The sequence below is a fragment of the Mycobacterium marseillense genome (assembly GCF_010731675.1).
Taxonomy (GTDB): domain Bacteria; phylum Actinomycetota; class Actinomycetes; order Mycobacteriales; family Mycobacteriaceae; genus Mycobacterium; species Mycobacterium marseillense.
Genome location: NZ_AP022584.1, coordinates 3500409 through 3517880, shown reverse-complemented (window position 1 = coordinate 3517880; position 17472 = coordinate 3500409). Strand labels below are relative to the sequence as shown.

General features: G+C 63.0%; 16 protein-coding genes. 12 read left to right on the top strand and 4 right to left on the bottom strand.

What is annotated here, in order from left to right; genetic code table 11:
• The first annotated feature begins 93 nt into the window (after positions 1–93).
• The 3 genes from G6N26_RS16185 to G6N26_RS16175 all read left to right on the top strand — a co-directional run bounded on the left by G6N26_RS16185 (position 94) and on the right by G6N26_RS16175 (position 3032).
• Positions 94–951, top strand: coding sequence for an enoyl-CoA hydratase-related protein (locus G6N26_RS16185; protein ID WP_083019393.1), 858 nt, complete (start codon positions 94–96; stop codon positions 949–951).
• Positions 944–2521: a class I adenylate-forming enzyme family protein gene (locus G6N26_RS16180; RefSeq protein WP_083019395.1), complete on the top strand. Its 1578-nt coding sequence runs from the start codon at positions 944–946 to the stop codon at positions 2519–2521. The genes G6N26_RS16185 and G6N26_RS16180 overlap by 8 nt, the downstream gene beginning before the upstream one ends.
• A 169-nt stretch (positions 2522–2690) precedes the next feature.
• Positions 2691–3032, top strand: coding sequence for a DUF4286 family protein (locus G6N26_RS16175; RefSeq protein ID WP_083019397.1), 342 nt, complete (start codon positions 2691–2693; stop codon positions 3030–3032).
• Between the two features lie 3 nt (positions 3033–3035).
• Here the strand turns inward: G6N26_RS16175 and G6N26_RS16170 are convergent, their stop codons facing one another.
• Together G6N26_RS16170 and G6N26_RS16165 are read right to left on the bottom strand one after the other, a co-directional pair.
• Positions 3036–3359, bottom strand: a complete 324-nt coding sequence (locus tag G6N26_RS16170) for a MarR family winged helix-turn-helix transcriptional regulator (protein ID WP_083019399.1) — start codon at positions 3357–3359, stop codon at positions 3036–3038.
• A gap of 220 nt (positions 3360–3579) precedes the next feature.
• A complete protein-coding gene (locus tag G6N26_RS16165; protein ID WP_139799194.1) occupies positions 3580–4431 on the bottom strand; it encodes an MBL fold metallo-hydrolase in 852 nt (283 codons plus the stop codon).
• 554 nt (positions 4432–4985) lie between these two features.
• Between G6N26_RS16165 and G6N26_RS16160 the strand changes: the two genes are divergently transcribed.
• The 5 genes from G6N26_RS16160 (at position 4986) to G6N26_RS16140 (ending at position 11196) form a co-directional block, all read left to right on the top strand.
• Positions 4986–6425 (top strand): phenylacetate--CoA ligase family protein, encoded by a 1440-nt coding sequence (locus G6N26_RS16160; protein WP_232067470.1) that lies wholly within the window; start codon positions 4986–4988, stop codon positions 6423–6425.
• On the top strand, positions 6422–7897 hold the full coding sequence (locus tag G6N26_RS16155) for an acyl-CoA reductase (RefSeq protein ID WP_232067469.1): 1476 nt from the start codon (positions 6422–6424) through the stop codon (positions 7895–7897). Before G6N26_RS16160 ends, G6N26_RS16155 begins: the two co-directional genes overlap by 4 nt.
• Positions 7898–8135: 238 nt before the next feature.
• A complete protein-coding gene (locus tag G6N26_RS16150) occupies positions 8136–9371 on the top strand; it encodes an acyl-CoA dehydrogenase family protein (RefSeq protein WP_083019401.1) in 1236 nt (411 codons plus the stop codon).
• Between the two features lie 12 nt (positions 9372–9383).
• On the top strand, positions 9384–10166 hold the full coding sequence (locus G6N26_RS16145) for an SDR family oxidoreductase (protein ID WP_083019426.1): 783 nt from the start codon (positions 9384–9386) through the stop codon (positions 10164–10166).
• A 46-nt stretch (positions 10167–10212) separates the two neighbouring features.
• Positions 10213–11196 carry a phosphotransferase family protein gene (locus tag G6N26_RS16140; RefSeq protein ID WP_232067603.1) on the top strand — a complete coding sequence of 328 codons (984 nt, stop codon included), beginning with the start codon at positions 10213–10215 and terminating at the stop codon, positions 11194–11196.
• Between the two features lie 89 nt (positions 11197–11285).
• Here G6N26_RS16140 and G6N26_RS16135 read toward each other — a convergent pair whose 3' ends face one another.
• Positions 11286–11810, bottom strand: a complete 525-nt coding sequence (locus G6N26_RS16135) for a cupin domain-containing protein (RefSeq protein WP_232067468.1) — start codon at positions 11808–11810, stop codon at positions 11286–11288.
• A 126-nt stretch (positions 11811–11936) separates the two neighbouring features.
• Positions 11937–12833 (bottom strand): alpha/beta hydrolase, encoded by an 897-nt coding sequence (locus G6N26_RS16130; protein ID WP_083019405.1) that lies wholly within the window; start codon positions 12831–12833, stop codon positions 11937–11939.
• A 174-nt stretch (positions 12834–13007) separates the two neighbouring features.
• Here G6N26_RS16130 and G6N26_RS16125 point away from each other — a divergent pair, with 174 nt between their 5' ends.
• The 4 genes from G6N26_RS16125 to G6N26_RS16110 all read left to right on the top strand — a co-directional run bounded on the left by G6N26_RS16125 (position 13008) and on the right by G6N26_RS16110 (position 17452).
• Positions 13008–13736 (top strand): alpha/beta fold hydrolase, encoded by a 729-nt coding sequence (locus G6N26_RS16125; RefSeq protein ID WP_067168416.1) that lies wholly within the window; start codon positions 13008–13010, stop codon positions 13734–13736.
• Positions 13737–13964: 228 nt separating this feature from the next.
• A complete protein-coding gene (locus tag G6N26_RS16120) occupies positions 13965–14624 on the top strand; it encodes a class I SAM-dependent methyltransferase (RefSeq protein WP_067168387.1) in 660 nt (219 codons plus the stop codon).
• A gap of 168 nt (positions 14625–14792) precedes the next feature.
• On the top strand, positions 14793–15998 hold the full coding sequence (locus tag G6N26_RS16115) for an alpha/beta hydrolase (RefSeq protein WP_067168386.1): 1206 nt from the start codon (positions 14793–14795) through the stop codon (positions 15996–15998).
• Between the two features lie 44 nt (positions 15999–16042).
• Positions 16043–17452 (top strand): WS/DGAT/MGAT family O-acyltransferase, encoded by a 1410-nt coding sequence (locus G6N26_RS16110; protein WP_083019408.1) that lies wholly within the window; start codon positions 16043–16045, stop codon positions 17450–17452.
• Positions 17453–17472 lie beyond the last annotated feature (20 nt).

Sequence of the window (17472 nt, the reverse complement as noted above, 5' to 3'; positions counted from 1 at the left end):
AGTACTTACCTTTTAGAAGCTGATCGTCGACGCCGGATACGGGCCGACCAGATGGCGTAGCCCTGGCTTTCCAAGCACCGAGGAGTCTGTCGCATGTCCCAAGAACTGATCATTGTTGACGACCCCGTTTCGCGGGTTCGTCGTTTGACCCTCAACCGACCCGAGAAGCGGAACGCGCTCAGCGATGAGCTCCGCCTGGCCCTCTTCGAAGCATTGCGCGCGGCCGACTCGTCACCTGACGTTGCAGTGATCGTCATCCGTGGTGCCGGTAAATGCTTTTCGGCCGGATACGATCTCGAGAATTGGGTTCGTCCGGTGGAACGTCACACATCGAAGGTCGACGGGTGGTGGCCGAGGCATGTCATCGCCGGTTGGTTCGAGATGTGGGATCTCGCAACGCCGATCGTGGCTCAGGTCCACGGGTGGTGCCTTGCTGGTGGGTCCGAACTGGCCGCGGCGTGCGACGTGGTCTACATTGCCGACGACGCAAGAGTCGGTTACCCACCCGTGCGCTCGATGTCGACGCCTGACATGGTCTGGCAGCCGTGGTTGCTTGGGATGCGGCGGGGGATGGAGGCGTTGCTCACCGGCGACTGGATCTCGGGTAAGGAGGCTGCCGAACTCGGATTCGCGACGCGAAGCTTTCCAGCGGACGAATTGGAAAATGCCGTTGTCAGCGTCGCCGAGCGCGTGAGCAAGGTTCCCGCTGACATCCTGGCTCTGAACAAGCGGGCTTGCCATCGAGCGATGGAGGCAGCAGGGATTCGGACCGGGATGCGGGCATGCGCGGAGCTCAACGCCATCGGGTTCCATCAGCGATCGTCGAGGGAATTCATGAAATCCATGAGGTCCAAAGGCGTTCGCGACAGCTTGTCCGACCGCGATCGGAACTTCGCCGACTATCGAGAAGAAGCTCAGTCGGCATCGTCGGCTGCCGTACACGATGCCTGAGCTCGTCGGTTCGTGGGGTACCGATGTGGTTACCGAGCACGTACTCGGTTCGCCTTGCAAAGTTTTCGAATCACGACCGCGCTCGCTTGCCGAACTGCTGCGGAATGCTGTCCGATTGGGAGACCAGCCATACGTTATACAGGGTGACCGGACGCTGACATTCGACGCGTTGTCGGGAGCCACGGCCAGCTTTGCCGAGCAGCTTCGATCGCGGCACTCACTTCGCCGCGGCGATCGCGTGCTGCTGCTAGGTGCGAACTCCATAGAATGGGTCGTCATGTTCTGGACGTGCGTGAGCCAGGGCTGGGTGGTCAGTGCCGGAAATGCTTGGTGGAGTGGCGATGTCGTTTCCGACGTGGTAGCCGCGTTGGGTCCGCGGCTTGTCGTTGCCGACGACCGTCGCCTGGCATTGATTCCCGAGGGTGTAGCTGCCATTCGCTTCGACGAACTGACTTTTTCCGAAGCCGCCCAGGAGGCAGTCGAAGATCTAAGTGCAGACGAAGACGAACCGGCCGTGATCATCTTTACTTCGGGAACCACGGGCGGCCCAAAGGGTGCTGTTCTTAGTCATCGCAATCTGATTGCCGCCACTCAAAACTCGCTGATCAACTCGGATCAACTTTCCGTACGCCACGATGCGTCGAGGCGCACCTCGTTGATGTCGGTTCCCTTGTTTCACATCGGCGCGGTACAACAGCTGCTCTCTTCCATCGTCACGGGTGGGACCATGGCATTCCTCAAGGGCCGATTCGATCCTTCGGAAGTGATTCGACTCTTACGAGAGCACAAAATCGTGGTGTGGTCGGCAGTGCCGACCATGGTCTCGCGCGTGTTGGACGCGCTCGAGGAAAGTCCGCAGGATGCTCAGGACGAAGTTGCCCTGAGATCGCTCGTGATGGGGGCGGCTCCCGTGCCGAAGGGCCTTTGGGACCGGGTCATCGCACGGTTTCCGAAAGTCAAACGAGGTGCCGCCGTTTCGTATGGCCTTACCGAGGCTGGTGGAGCGGTGAGCGTCGCTGTCGGAGACGATCTAATGCGTCATCCTGATTCCGTTGGCAGACCACTGCTAACAGTCCAGTTGGCCATTGAGAATGAGGACGACGAAGGGGTAGGCGAGATTCTTGTCCGTAGCCCCAGCGTGATGGTCGGCTACTGGAACGAATCGGACGCTTCGGTGATTACGGCTGAGCGCTGGTTGCGGACAGGAGATTTGGGACGCGTGGATACCGACGGATTCCTATACCTCACCGGCAGGGGAAAGGATGTTGTGATCCGCGGAGGTGAGAATGTGTCCGCGCGCCGGGTCGAAGCGAGGTTACAAGAGCACCCGGCCGTGCTGGATGCCGCGGTGATCGGACTTCCACATGACGATCTCGGTGAAGAGGTTGCTGCTGCTGTGGTGTTGCGCCGCACCGCCGCAGCGACCGTGGCAGAACTTGCTGCGTTCGCCACTGCCGCCTTGGCCTATTTTGAGGTTCCGACCCGCTGGTTCATCTCCCACGACGATCTTCCGCGCAACGCAGCCGGCAAGGTCGTCAAGCGCGAACTGGCCGCGTCGCAATGGGGCTGATGGGTTCGACGATGCCGTCCCCGACGACGAGGCTCCGCCCGGGGCCGGCGCCGAGCATGAAATCCCGCGTGCGACTTTGCGTGTCATTGCGCGAGACCCCCAGGAGTTTTCGACCACAGAGACCGCAACATTCAACGTTCCGGGATCGACAACCAAGAAAGGGCCCCACATGTCCAAGGCATTGCTGATCGTGTACACGAACCCGATAACCCCCGACCGGCATGACGACTACAACCATTGGTACGACAAAATCCACCTCCCTGAGATTCTCGCTGCGGACGGGTTTGTCGCCGCGTCTCGCTATCGGCTCTCAGAAGTCGCAGTCGAGGGTATGGATCGGCCGGAGCACCGTTATGCGGCAGTGTATGAACTCGACACCGATGACTTACAGGGCGCTCTTGACACGTTGATACAGTCCGCAGCCGATCTTGACATGGGGGACTCCATAGATCAAGCGGGTGCAACCGCCGCGCTCTGGGAGGAAATCACGCCTCGTGTGACGAAAGCTTAGCCATCACCGCTCAGGGAGTCGGGTTGTCCACTGCGACAAACTGCTCCAATAGAATGGTGAACGTCGGTGAACCAGTTGTAGGCTCCGCCCCTTATTGGTGAGCCATAACCGTACGGGCCGGCTGTCGTGCCCATCGCGGCGGCGGACGAGCAGCCCCGCCGCGGTCATCCGAGCGGCCATCTTGACGATGGTCGGAGTCTTGACATGGACCGCGGCGGCGGCCTCGCCGGGCGTCCGATGGCGATGGTACAAGCGGGGTTGAGGCCGCCCAAGCCCGTTGGCGAGCGCCGCAAGCCGGTCGCGCTTGTCCGGGCCGGAGCCATCCACACGGGCGAACTGCTGGAACCGCCCATCGAAATCACGCCTGAGACTTCAGTCCGCGTGACTGCTGGCGATGTCGCCCGGTCCTACCGGCCGGGTGGCGTCCGCACCGGCAGGTGCGGACCGGTCCGGCGGCCCTGCCGGGGCCGGGTATCACCAATTCTGGATGGCGTGATCGGGCCGGAATGCGTCGATGTTTCCCGGCTGGCAAAGACAACCTTCCTCGTCACAGATAGGTAAACCGGCGGCTCGCCCCCGCGAAAAGGAGTCGACCGAATTGCAGGCCCGGGAAGTGCGCGGCCGCCATCGGTAGATCCTCGCCCTCGATCTCTCGAACGAGGGCATTTCTTGCGCGAGTGGCCAACTCGGGGTCTACATCGGCAAGGCACTCCCACTCATCATGGACGAGTTCGGCCGGGCAGTGCGCGACATCGCCAAGGAGCAGCGCGCGTTGTCCGCCGTCGGAGACGACGACGATCGTGCTGCCGGGCGTGTGTCCAGGAATGCGCATGGCATCGAGGCCAGGCAGTAAAGGGCCATCGGACGACCAGGCCTCGAGCCGATCCAGTACCGGCAGCAAAATGTCCCGTTGCAGTTGGAAGTACTCAAGCCCCTGTGCGAAGTAGGCCGAGGCCTCGCCAGACCCATCAGCGGAGAAGTTTGTGACGAAGAAATCCCAGTCGGCAACGTCGCATCGATAGGTCGCGTTCGGGAACACAACTTCATCGTCCTTGGTTGCCCAACCGATATGGTCGAGATGTAGGTGAGTGAATACGACGTCCGTGATCTGTTCGGGCCCAACGCCATACGCGGCGAGGCTATCGAGCAGTCCACCGCCTGAGAGCCCGATCATTTCGTTTGGGCCAAGACCAAGGTCGACGAGTGTGAGGTGGTTCCCTGCACCACGGATCAGGAAGCCGCCCATCGACTGTTCCAGCAGTCCTTGGTCGTTGAGCAGCTGACGGTGCGATTCCCAGGCCTCATCTTCACTCCTGCCCGCATAGTCATAGATCAGCGACGGCGGCGCTGCGAAGGTTGTGTCGATTACCGGCAAGATCTCGATCGCTCCCACCTTCATCTGTTCTTTCCTTCCGCAACCTGCGTCGGCCGCTATGGCTCCAGGGCCACCACGCGAGCCCTGACACGACCAGAGCCCACTCGTGCGGCGCTGATGCTCACCGAAGAGGAGATGCGGCTTGCCGACCGGCTATTGCGTTGGGTGTCTGTTGAATCGGATGGACTACTGGTGACCAGATGTCTAATGATGTAGAGCATCCGACCACAAAGGTGTGCGACGGTCAATATAAGTCTAATCGCGCCGACCAGAAAAGGCTCGGGGCGTGAGGTCCATGATCTGATCGACGTCGCCCACGAGAAGCGCGATGCAGCAACCACATTGGATCTCGTCAGCAGGCGAGCCAACTCGGATCGGTGCGGGCGTGCATCAAACCTACGGCCAGGCGCGTTCATTGGTGGCGACGTTGTTGAGCTACCTCTGAGGTTGACACGAACTTCATTTTAGCAAAAGATAGTGTGTACTAACTCGTTAAGCGAGTACCTAACGTTTGCAGGGTCGAGATCCCGCGCTTCCGCCGATGAGTCGGTGGTGTAGGCGCTGGATTAAGGAGTGTTATGGGTGAGTTAATGGCCGGTGACGGGGGTCGTGGTGGGGATGCGCGGCGGTTGTGTGACGGGCCGGCGGCGTTCTTTGGTGATTCGTTGACGGCGATGCAGTCGATTGATCGTGATGAGCTCGCCCAGCTGCAGCAGGAGGGGCTGCGGTACCGGTTCGATGGCCTGCGGTCGAAGATCCCGATGCTCGATCGCTTCGCAGATCGTCAGGGGATCGATGAGATTGTCGATGTCGATGATGTTGTTCCGATTTTGTTCGAGCACACGGTGTACAAATCGTATCCTGCTGCGTTGCTGGAACAAGCGCGCTTTGGTGACCTCACGCGGTGGTTGGACAAACTGACTGCCATTGATCTGTCGGCGCTCGATGTGTCGAACTGTAAGTTGATCGATGAATGGGTGACGGTCCTTGACGAGCAGACGGAGCTGAAGATCGTGCACTCGTCGGGGACGTCGGGCACGATGTCCTTATTGCCGATGTCGAAGGCAGAATGGCAGAACTTCGGACGGTTGTTCCGGGTGACGTACCTGCAGCGGTTTGGTGAAGACGCTGATATGTCGGCGGATGAAGAGATCTTCGCGATATATCCGTTTTTCCGACATGGCGCCAGTGGGCATATTCGGGTGTTGGACATGATCGTCGATCACGTGCTCGGCTCCGAGGATCGGCTGTACGTGGCCTATCCCGGTCGTTTGAGCTCCGATGTGTTGTTCTTGGCAGCGCGGTTGCGGGCGGCGCAGGCGCGAGGTGATGTCGACCGGCTGGAGGTTCCTCCGGCGCTTGCGGCTCGCCGGGATGAGTTTGAGGAGCTGCAGAAGCAGATGCCGGCGCAGTTAGAGGCGTTCTTAGAGCGCACCGCCGCTGAACTCAAGGACAAGCGTGTCTTTATGGCGGGAACGTGGAATCTATTCCATGGGATGGCGACCCGCGGCTTGAGTAAAGGGATGGAGAAGATGTTCGCGCCGAACTCGGTGGTGTCCAGTGGCGGTGGGGCCAAGGGGATGGTCCCCCCGCCGAACTGGAAAGAGGATGTGTGCCGATTCTTTGGTATCGACTCGATCACGATGGCGTATGCCATGTCGGAGGTACAGGCGGTCCACTTGATGTGTGAGCGTGAGCGCTACCACTTCGCTCCATCGGCGATTCCGTTTGTGCTGGACCCTGATACCGGTCGGGCATTGCCGCGGCGAGGCATGGTCACGGGGCGCGCGGCCTTCTTCGATCTCAGTGCCCAGACACGCTGGGGTGGGTTTGTCACTGGTGATCGGATCACCGTCGACTGGGATCATATGTGTGAGTGTGGGCGTACGAGTGCCTACGTCGTTGGCGGGATCGAACGGTACAGCGACCTTAAGGGCGGGGACGACAAGATCACCTGCGCGGCTACCGAAAGTGCTCATCGTGACGCGATGGAATTCCTTACTGGGGTTAATGAATGATGGCGATGCAGACATCGAAACCGATGGCCAGCATGGTCATCCGGGGTGCGGTATATACCGATGATTTGATCGAGGTAGGGGGCCGGGGTGGCGACCTAACGTTCCAGACCCCCGATGCCCACCGCTACCTGGATCGGCTCGCACTCAGTGACCCAGGGCAGCTGGCCGACTTGTACCGGTTGTCGTTCGACGACATCGTCGATTACCTCGACGAGTTGGGGCGACATCTCGACATCACGACCAACGAGCGGCTCCAGCGTGCCTGCGAGCTTTCCTATCGGACTGCCCCGACGACGCCATCGATAGTCGACGAGTCCTTCGCTGGGCTCGGCCAGATGTTTTCTGGTGACCTCGTCCGCGAAATAGCCGAGACGCAGGTCGGCGTCCCCTACCTAGAAGGGTGGGTGGCCGAACCGCGTCGCAACGGCCCTCAGCTCGCGGTGCGTTGCTTTGGTGCGCGTGCTCTGCACATCGTGGCCGGTAATGCGCCGGGAATATCGGCGCTGACTATTGTGCGCAACGCGATCTTGCGTAGCGACGCGTTGATCAAGGCGCCGTCCAACGACCCATTCACCGCACTCGCGATCGCCGAGACCATGTGCGAGATGGCTCCGGAACATCCGATCACCAAGCATCTTTCGGTGGCATATTGGCGTGGGGGTGACACCGCGCTAGAGGACCAGCTCTATCAGCCGCACCACTTCGAGAAGATCGTGGCGTGGGGCGGCTTAGCATCGATCAAACACGTCACCCGTTACATCCAGCCGGGGCTGGAGCTCATCGCCCTAGACCCCAAACGCAGCGTCAGCATCCTCGGTCCCGAAGTTTTTGATTCCGACACCCTGCAAGGCGAAGCTGCCATGCGGCTTGCGACCGACATCGGTGCGCTCAACCAGGTCGGCTGTGTCAATGCGCGGGTCATCTATGCGCTTTGCGGCACAGACGCCGCGGGCGTAGAGAAGCTCAACGCTTTCGCTGAGCGAGTTTACGACGCAATGCTGCAGCTGCCTCCGACACTCAGCACCAAGCCCAAGGCATACGACCGCGAGCTGAAGGCACACGTCGACGCGCTTCGCCTTGATGACGACTGGTACCGCGTGATCGGCGGTGAGAACGACGAGGGTGCAATCATCGTGTCCCAGCTGCCCGACTCAGTCGACTTCGCCGGCATGCTGGGCGACCGGACCGCCAACCTGGTACCGGCTGACACCCTCGCCGACGCCATCAAGAGCACCAACGCGTACACCCAAACGGTCGGAGTATTCCCGGAGGCCTTGAAGGATGACCTCCAGAACATCCTGCCGCTGTACGGCGCTCAAAGATTTGTCTCACTGGGATACGCAACCTCGGCATCCCTGGCCTGCCCCCAAGACGGGATCGAAGTCCTGCGGCGAATGGGCAAATGGATCACCAATGAAATCAGCAGCCCCGACACTCTCCCTCCGCCCTGGCTGGCAGATTCGATACGTTGACTCCGAACAGTTTCCGGTCGATGGCAATAATTCCACCGCGCTTGCATAGCCGCGGAAAGTGTTGTCCTACAGCACTGTTAGGCCCACAGGTCTTTGGTAGCTCGATCGGCGGAGACGCTGCGGTGCGCTCTGGCGCGGCGCGGAACTAGTCCAGCGCTAAGCGCGGCGCGTAAACAGACCAAGAAGCCGCCCTTCAGGAGCACGAGGCAACGCCTGTGCGGCGAATAGGAGAGCTACAATGTCGATATTCGATGTATCCGATCGCGCAAAGCAGTATCGGTCAAATCTATTGAGCTTTATGAATTCTCACGTATATCCCGCCGAGGCCGTATACGACCAGCAAATGGCTGCGGCTGGCGATCCCCATTTCCATCCACCCGTCCTGGAAGAGCTGAAGGCGGAAGCTCGGGAGCGGGGCCTGTGGAACCTGTTCTACCCTGACCTCACGTCGGGTCCGGTACTGACCAATCTTGAATACGCGCCGTTGGCTGAAATCATGGGGCGTAGCCACCTCGCACCCGAAGCATGCAACTGTAGCGCACCAGACACCGGTAATATCGAGGTGCTCAACCTCTTTGGAACGGACGAACATAAAGAGCGTTATCTGCGGCCGTTGCTGGATGGCACCATTAGATCTGCCTTCGCCATGACCGAACCGCGCGTTGCTAGTTCGGACGCGACCAACGTCGAACTGACCATGGTTCGCGTCGGCGAAGGCTACCTACTTAATGGACGAAAGTGGTTCGTATCCAACGGGATGCACCCGAACTGCAAGGTTTTGATTGTCATGGGCAAGACGGATCCGACCGCGGCGGTACGCCGTCAGCAGTCGATGATGGTCGTGCCATGCGACGCGCCGGGCGTCACGGTCATACGTAACCTGCGGGTGTTTGGATATCACGACCGGGAAGGGCATGCGGAAATCGACTTCGACAACGTATGGGTGCCCGCGAAGGATGTACTCAAGGGTGAGGGTGAGGGCTTCGCGATCGCCCAGGCCCGGCTCGGGCCCGGCCGGATTCATCATTGCATGCGCGCTGTTGGCATGGCCGAGCGTGCCCTGGAGCTGATGTGCGAACGCGCCCTGTCGCGGGTTGCGTTCGGAAGGCCAATCAGCGCGAATGCCAACGTTCGCGATTGGATTGCGGAATCCCGCATCGAGATCGAAATGATTCGGCTACTGACACTCAAGACCGCGTACCTAATGGACACAGTCGGCAACAAACAAGCCCGATCGGAAATCGCAGCGATCAAGGTGGCGGCACCGAACGTGGCACTGAAGGTGGTGGATCGTGCCATCCAAGTGCACGGCGGCGGGGGGGTGACGGAGGACTTTCCGTTGGCGATGGCGTGGGCGCATCTGCGAACGTTGCGGCTAGCTGATGGCCCAGACGAAGTGCACAAGCGGACCATCGCCCAGCGGGAGTTGGGAAAGTACCGCAACGTTCCAACGATGCCCATGGGCGGTGCGTGACGGTGCGATGACATGAGCAACCTTGATCTCACTGGCCGAACCGCGATGGTCGTCGGCGCGTCTCGTGGCATCGGGTTGGCAACAGCGAAAGCACTTGCTGCAGTTGGTGCGAACGTTGTGCTGACTTCGCGCCGACAGGATGCCGCGGACGCTGCGGCGGCCGAGGTAGATGGGAACGTGCTCGGCGTCGCAGCTCATGCCGCCGACGTACAAGCAGCGAAGCATTGCATTGAGTGCACACTCGAACGCTTTGGCAGCATTGACATCCTGGTGAACAACGCCGGCACCAACCCGGCGTACGGGCCGCTGATCGACCAAGACCATGGACGATTCATCAAGACCTTCGATGTAAATCTTTGGGCACCAATCATGTGGACGTCGCTGGTGGCGCGCGCATGGATGACCAGATATGGCGGAACCGTCGTCAACACCGCATCCATCGGTGGGATGGGTTGCGAAGCGAATCTCGGGCTATACAACGCCTCGAAGGCCGCTCTGATCCACGTCACCAAACAGTTGGCACTCGAACTTTCCCCGAATGTGCGCGTCAACTCGATAGCGCCAGGCGTGGTGCGCACCAAATTGGCGGAAACACTCTGGAAGGAAAAAGAAAACCAGTTGAACTCTTCAACTGCGCTAGCGCGAATCGGCGAGCCAATGGACGTCAGCGCGGTCATCGCGTTCCTTGTCTCCGATGCAGCAAGCTGGGTTACCGGCGAAACCTTCGTTGTCGACGGCGGACAGCGGCTCGGCGATGTTCGTCCGTTCCGGAGCGGAGATGCCGTCCGTGACTGAAAACCAAGAGATCCTCGGCATTGATCCCGGCGCGGTGGCGCAGTGGATGTTTACGCTGGGGATCGAATTCACGCTGCCGTTAGGCTTTCAGCGGATTGGGCTGGGACAGTCGAACCTCACCTACCGTGTCAGCGACGGGGCGGGTCGTACGTGGGTGCTGCGCCGTCCGCCGTTCGGGCACCTGCTCGCATCGGCTCACGATGTTGTCCGCGAAGCTCGCATTATGGTGGCGTTGGCGAACACGGATGTGCCGGTGCCGCAAATCCTCGGTTACACAACAGGTTCCGAGTCTTTCGGCGTGCCGCTAGTGTTGATGGAATTCGTCGACGGTTTGGCCGTCGACACGATGGACATCGCCGAGACGCTAGCACCACCGCAGCGCCGACAGATCGCCCTGTCGTTGCCGCGTACCCTTGCAGCCGTTCACGGCGTCGACCTTACCGATGCAGGACTCGCAAATCTGGCCAGCCACAAAGCGTACGCACACCGCCAACTCAAGCGGTGGTCGGCGCAGTGGGAACTGTCCAAGACACGAACACTGCCCGAGGTCGACGAGCTTACCCGCCGCCTAGCCGCGGCGATACCTGAGCAGCGCGAGATCACATTGGTGCACGGTGATTTTCATCTACGAAACCTGATAACTTCTGTGTCCACCAACCAGGTGGTTGCGGTACTGGACTGGGAACTCTCAACTCTCGGTGACCCGCTGGCCGATATGGGCACCCTGCTCACCTATTGGCCCGAACCCGGTGAGACGACCGGCGGTGACTTTGCGCCGTCTACATTGGACGGTTTCCCGGATCGCGCCGAGATGGCTCGGCTCTACCTTGAGACCACGGGACGTGACCCCGCCGCGTTGCAGTACTGGCACGTACTAGGGCTGTGGAAGTTGGCGATCATTTGTGAAGGCGTCATACGCCGTGCGGCAGATGAACCGGAGAATCGGGCCGCAGCAGGAATCCCTACCGTTCAGCAAATCACTTCGTTACTGAGCAAAGCCTACGAAATCGCCGATGGCGCGGGGGTTTAAACCAGAGCTAGCCAGAACATAGCCGAAACATCCAAGGGCTAGCTGCTTGTGCAGCTTTCCGTAGTGTCACAGATTTACCCTGATCAGCTTCACGGCACCCTGGCATGCGAGGCGCCGCAAATGAACACCGCCATCCGGGCGGGAGTGTCGCCAGCGTTCTTCCACCGGTGTCGTGTTCCGTTCTGTACCACAGTATCGCCGGGATGCAGGATCACCTCCGCACCGTCGTCCAGTTCGAGCACTAAGGTGCCCTCAAGAACCACTTCGAAGTCGATAGTGTCGGTGGTATGCATGCCGGGGTCGCTACGGTCCATGTAACGAATCATCCCCGGTAGCTTCTCTTCAAAATCAGCCAGCGCTTCCCCGGGATCGCCCAGCTCCTGATCTTTGGGTGCGGCTGCTGGGGGAATAGTGAGCATCGCGAACCGAAATCCGCCGATCGGCGGAAAGTACGTATGCCACTCGGGCATTGCACCGTCATCCGGATATTGTGGCGTGTCGTCGCCTCCCCAAAGGAGATGAAATTCACTGGCGGGCAGCAATACAGGTAGCCGCGGCTGCACTGCTTCATCGCTGACAAATACAGACTTGCCGGATGCGTCGTGTCCGGTCACCACTCGACGGATGTGCACTCTCTAAGTGAAGCATCTACCGTCCGACTGTTGGAGGGATTCGGTTCAGATAGCCGAAGCCGCAGGATTGACCGCGTGGCATCGAATGTATCTCGATGTACCCAGCGGTCAGGCGGTGGCGAGCGCTACCCGCAATGTGTCGCAGCGGGTATCGAAAAACCGCTTTGTTACTTGGGCTTTCGGCAAGGCAAGGTCGAATCCGTGGAAGGCGCCGGGGATGATCTCGACCTGGCACGGCACCCCGGCGGCGTTGAGCCGTTCGGCGTAGGCCAGGTCTTCGTCATGGAACAGGTCATGCGTGCCCACACCGATCCACGCCGGCGGCAGCCCGCTCAGGTCGTCGCGCCGGGCGGGCACGGCGACCTGCGGGTCCGCGTTGCCCAGGTAGGCGGCCCAGCCGAAGCGGTTGCTGCGGTTGTCCCACAGCCGGTAGTTCGCGCTGGGCTCGGTGGCCGAACTGCGGTCGTCGAGCATGGGATAGGTCAGCAGCTGAAACGAGGGGCTCACCTCGGCGCGGTCGCGTGCCAGCAGGGCGAGGGCCGCGGCGAGGCCGCCGCCGGCGCTCGCGCCCCCGATGGCCACCCGGTAGCGGTCCACCGACGGCAGTGCGGCGAGCCAGGTCAGCGCCGCGTAGCAGTCGTCCAGCGGTGCGGGATACGGATGTTCGGGCGCCAGGCGGTATTCCACCGACGCGACGGTGATGCCCAGCCGCTTGCTGAACCCGCTGCACAACCGGTCGTCCTGCCGGGCGTCGCCGATCACGTATCCGCCGCCATGGATCCACAGCAGCGCGGGCGTCGGCTCGCTGACGCCCGCGGGCCGGAACAGCCGGACGCCGGCGCCCGATTCGAGGGTGATCACCTCGACGTCGCGGACGGGCTTGCCCAGGCGTGACCGCCAGGCCATCGCCACCCGCATCATGGGCAGGGTGCGGGGGCCGACGAGGCGCCGAGGGGCGAAGCGGGCGAGTTTTTGCAGGTCAGGATGAACAACGTCGTTCGTCACCGATCCAGTATCGCCGACGGGGAAAATCAAAGGACCGCTATCGGTGTTCTGTCGTGTATGACCTCAGGAGGCAGCGTGCCCGCAAACGTCCCCCACCTCGCCACGCGATCGGTCGACACGGCCCTCGGGACGCTCCGGGTCCAGGTGAGTGACGGAACCGGGCCCGCGGTCTTGATGTGGCCGAGCCTGCTGATGACCGGCGACCTCTGGGCCGGCCAGGCGGCGCGCTTCGGCGACAGCCATCGCCTGGTGCTGATCGACCCGCCCGGCCACGGCGGCAGTGCGCCGCTGAGCGGACCGTTCAGCTTTGAAGACTGCGCGCGCTGCGTCGTCGACCTGCTGGACGGGCTGGGCATCGACCGGGCCCACTTCGTGGGCAATTCCTGGGGTGGGATGATCGGCGGCACCTTCGCCGCCCTGCACCCCGACCGGCTCGAGCGGGCCGTGCTGATGAATTGCACGGCCTCCAAAGCCGGTGTCGCACAAAAGGTTCAATACGCCGCCATGCTGTGGCTGGCGCAACTACTCGGCGGCATCCGGCCGCCGCTGACGCGGTCGAGCGTCCGCGCGTTCCTGGGTCCGACCACGCTGCGCACCCGCCCCGATGTGGTCGAGACCGTGCGGACGAACGTGGCTGCGGTAAACGTCGATTCGGTCCGCTGGGCGGTCCGCAGCGTGGTCTCGGCCCGCCCGGACCAGCACGCCCTGCTGGGGCGCGTCACGGCGCCGGTGCTGGTGGTCGCCGGCGCGGAAGACGCCACCTTCCCGGTGGCCGAGACCCGGGCCATGGCCGAGTCGATTCCCACCGCGTCCTTCACCGTGCTGGACGGCGTCGCCCACCTCGCGGCGCTGGAGGACCCCGCCCGGGTGAACGCGCTGCTGGAGTCGTTTCTGTTCGGGTGACGCGACACCGCTATCGAACCGAAACGGCCGCTGCCACGTAGCCCTAACGGGCCCGCCGAGGGCCCACAAGGCAGTGGATTAACCGAGCCGCGATCGGGGTATCGGTGCAATGCTGGCGAACGTGCTTGCCGTCAGCTTGTTGGGGTTTGCCGGCTCGTGTTCGCGACGTCCCGCCTGGGGCCGAGCGTCTGCAGGCCGCCCGATCGGCCGCGACGCGAGGGGCGAGACATGCTGGGGCAACTTTACGATCGGGCACTCGGCGGGGAGCGATGTTGGATCCGCCACGACGACGGCGAACTGCGACCGCTGCCGGCCCACCGCTGGCTGGGCGTGCGATGTCCCCCGAACGGCGCCGGCGTATCCGGTGACGTCGACGAGGTTTTCGACGAAGCCGTCACGCAGATGTGCACCGGGCCGACCATCGAGCTGGGCTGCGGTCCCGGGCGGTTGGTGGCGAGGCTGATCCAGCGGGGCATCCCCGCGCTCGGTATCGACCGCTCCGCGACCGCGATCCAGCTGGCGGGTCGCGGCGGTGCGCCGGCCCTGTTGGGTGACGTGTTCGAGGAGCTGCCCGGAACGGGCTTGTGGCAAACGGTGTTACTGGTCGACGGCAACGTCGGACTGGGCGGGGACCCCCTGCGGATTCTCGGGCGCGCCTTCGAGCTGTTGGCCCGCGGCGGCCGCTGCATCGCCGAATTCGAAGCCGAGACCATCGGCATCCGGTCGCGCTGGGTCCGCCTCGAGTCGTCGTGCGAGGTCGGCCCTTGGTTTCGCTGGGCGACCGTCGGAGTGGACAGCGCCGCCGCGCTGGCCGCGCAGGTGGGGCTGACGCTGACCGGCGTCCGCCTGATCGGCGACCGGGTGATCGCCAGCCTGGCGGCGGTCTGAGCGTGTCGCGCACAGCTAAATCCACCGCGCGCAGCGAACCGCCAAATGTATTCTAAACAGGGTGAATAACCCATTCAGCGACGCCTTCGGGCAAAGTGTCAGCGCAACCATAGCCGGTTCTACGTAAACGCCGGTTTCGCCGACCTGCCCGGGGGTACAGTTCCCGACATGACGGCGAACCGACCGGGCATCACACCGTGGGTGAAATGGTTGCTGCGGGCCGGTCCCGCCGACTATGCGCTGGCGCTGAGCGTGGCCGGGGCGTCGCTGCCGGTGGTCGGCAAGCACCTCGAGCCGCTGGCCGGGATGACCGCCATGGGCGTGTGGGGGGCGCGGCACGCGCCGGAGGCGATTTCGGCGGCGACCAAGGACTGGTTCACACCGGGGATCAACGACGCGCGGCGCCGGGACCGCGAGAGCACGCGGCAGGTCTCCCTCGCGGCGTTGCGGGGGGTCGTGTCCGCGGCGGATCTCGAGCTGGACTGGCCGGCGGCCGAACGGACGCCGCCGATTTGGGACAGCCTGCGCCAGCGGCGCCACCTGTATCGCCGCGCCGTCCACTACGGGGACCACCCCGCGCAGGTGCTCGACGTCTGGCGTCGCAAGGACCTGCCCGCGCAACCCGCACCGGTGCTGATCTTCCTGCCGGGCGGCGCCTGGGTGCATGGCAGGTGCATGGGTCAGGGGTCCGCCTTGATGTCACGGCTGGCCGAGCAGGGTTGGGTGTGCCTGGCGGTGGACTATCGCGTCGCGCCGCACCATCGCTGGCCGCGCCACATCGTCGACGTCAAGACCGCCATCGCGTGGGCGCGCGCCAACGTCGACAAGTTCGGCGGCGACCGCAATTTCGTTGCGATAGCGGGGTGTTCGGCCGGCGGCCACCTGTGCGCGCTGGCCGGACTGACCCCCGACGACCCGCAGTATCAGGCGAAGCTGCCCGAGGGCGCGGACACGTCGGTGGACGCGGTCGTCGGAATCTATGGCCGCTATGACTGGGAGGACCGCTCGACGCCGGAGCGGGCCCGGTTCGTCGACTTCCTGGAGCGGGTCGTGGTGAGAAAGTCGATCGCCCGTCACCCCGAGGTTTTCCGGGCCGCGTCGCCGATCGCCCGGGTGCACCGTAATGCGCCGCCCTTTTTGGTGATTCACGGCAGTAAGGACAGCGTCATCCCCGTGGAGCAGGCGCGCAGCTTCGTCGAAAAGCTGCGGAGGGTGTCGCATTCGACGGTCGGCTACCTGGAATTGCCCGGCGCGGGCCACGGATACGACCTCATCGACGGCGAGCGCGCGGGCGCCGCGGCGCACGTCGCCTCGCTGTTCCTCAACCAGGTTTATCGCACCAAAACACGGATCGGGGCAAAAGAGGTTATCTGAGCTGGCGCCGCTGAGTATGGTCCCTCTATGGGCAAGGGGCAGCGGTGAAGAGGCTTAGCGGCTGGGACTCGGTACTGCTGTACAGCGAAGCACCGAACGTGCACATGCACACCATCAAAGCCGCCGTCATCGAACTGGACGTGGATCGGCGTTCCCTGAACGTCGACGCGTTTCGCGAAGTCATCGCTGGCCGGCTGAACAAGCTCGATCCGTTCTGCTACCAGCTCATCGAGGTCCCCCTCAACTTCCACCACCCGATGTGGCGGGAGAACTGCGAGGTCGACCTCGACTATCACATCCGCCCGTGGCGGGTGGCGCCGCCCGGGGGCCGCCGGGAGCTGGACGAGGCGATCGGGCAAATCGCCAGCACCCCGCTCGATCGCAGCCGCCCGCTATGGGAGATGTACTTCGTGGAGGGCTTGGCCAACAACAGGATTGCGGTGGTCGGCAAAATTCACCACGCGCTCGCCGACGGGGTGGCGTCGGCGAATCTGTTGGCCCGCGGCATGGACCTGCAGCCGTGCCCGGAGGGCAAGCCCTACATGTGCGACCCGCCCCCCACCACGCGGCAGCTCGTCGCCTCGGCGTTCGCCGATCACGTGCGCCACGTCGGGCGGATCCCGCACACCATCCGCTACACCGCGCAGGGTTTGGGCCGGGTGCGCCGCAGCGCGCGTAAGTTCTCCCCGGAGCTGACGCGGCCGTTCGAACCGCCGCCGACGTTCATGAACCACAAGATCACCCCGGAGCGGCGGTTTGCCACCGCCACGCTGGCGTTGGCCGACGTCAAGGAGACCGGCAAGCGGCTCGGGGCGACGATCAACGACATGGTCCTGGCCATGGCGACGGGCGCGTTGCGCACGCTGCTGTTGCGCTACGACGGCAAGGCCGAACCGCTGCTGGCCTCGGTGCCAATGAGTTTCGACTTCTCGCCCGAGCGGATCTCCGGCAATCGTTTCACCGGCGTCCTGGTGGGCCTGCCGACCGATGCCGACGATCCGCTGGAACGGGTGCGCTGCAGCCACGAGAACGCCATCGCGGCCAAGGAAAGTAACCAGCTGATGGGACCGGAGCTGGTCAGCCGATGGGCGGCATACATGCCGCCCGGCCCCACCCAGGCCTTCTTCCGGTGGGCGTCCGGCCGCGACGGCCACAACAAGATCCTCAACCTGAACATCTCCAATGTCCCCGGGCCGCGGGAGCGCGGCCGGGTCGGCGGGGCATTGGTCACCGAGATCTATTCGGTGGGCCCGTTGACCGCCGGCAGCGGGCTCAACATCACCGTGTGGAGCTATGTCGATCAGCTCAACATCTCGGTGCTCGCCGACGGGGCCACGTGCGAGGACCCGCACGAGGTGACCGACGCCATGGTTCACGACTTCATCGAAATCCGCAGGGCCGCGGGGCTTTCGGAGAACCTCACCACCGTCGAAGCCGCGATGGCGCCGGCCTGATCGGCTCAGGCCGGGCGGTG

What these genes read in the sequence shown, in the direction of transcription:
- G6N26_RS16140 (WP_232067603.1), top strand. Translation starts at nt 10,213, where the DNA reads ATGTTTACGCTGGGGATCGAATTCACGCTGCCGTTAGGCTTTCAGCGG.
- G6N26_RS16145 (WP_083019426.1), top strand. Translation starts at nt 9,384, where the DNA reads ATGAGCAACCTTGATCTCACTGGCCGAACCGCGATGGTCGTCGGCGCG.
- G6N26_RS16120 (WP_067168387.1), top strand. Translation starts at nt 13,965, where the DNA reads ATGCTGGGGCAACTTTACGATCGGGCACTCGGCGGGGAGCGATGTTGG.
- G6N26_RS16125 (WP_067168416.1), top strand. Translation starts at nt 13,008, where the DNA reads ATGTGGCCGAGCCTGCTGATGACCGGCGACCTCTGGGCCGGCCAGGCG.
- G6N26_RS16180 (WP_083019395.1), top strand. Translation starts at nt 944, where the DNA reads ATGCCTGAGCTCGTCGGTTCGTGGGGTACCGATGTGGTTACCGAGCAC.
- G6N26_RS16185 (WP_083019393.1), top strand. Translation starts at nt 94, where the DNA reads ATGTCCCAAGAACTGATCATTGTTGACGACCCCGTTTCGCGGGTTCGT.
- G6N26_RS16115 (WP_067168386.1), top strand. Translation starts at nt 14,793, where the DNA reads ATGACGGCGAACCGACCGGGCATCACACCGTGGGTGAAATGGTTGCTG.
- G6N26_RS16165 (WP_139799194.1), bottom strand. Translation starts at nt 4,431, where the DNA reads ATGAAGGTGGGAGCGATCGAGATCTTGCCGGTAATCGACACAACCTTC.
- G6N26_RS16160 (WP_232067470.1), top strand. Translation starts at nt 4,986, where the DNA reads ATGGGTGAGTTAATGGCCGGTGACGGGGGTCGTGGTGGGGATGCGCGG.
- G6N26_RS16150 (WP_083019401.1), top strand. Translation starts at nt 8,136, where the DNA reads ATGTCGATATTCGATGTATCCGATCGCGCAAAGCAGTATCGGTCAAAT.
- G6N26_RS16155 (WP_232067469.1), top strand. Translation starts at nt 6,422, where the DNA reads ATGATGGCGATGCAGACATCGAAACCGATGGCCAGCATGGTCATCCGG.
- G6N26_RS16175 (WP_083019397.1), top strand. Translation starts at nt 2,691, where the DNA reads ATGTCCAAGGCATTGCTGATCGTGTACACGAACCCGATAACCCCCGAC.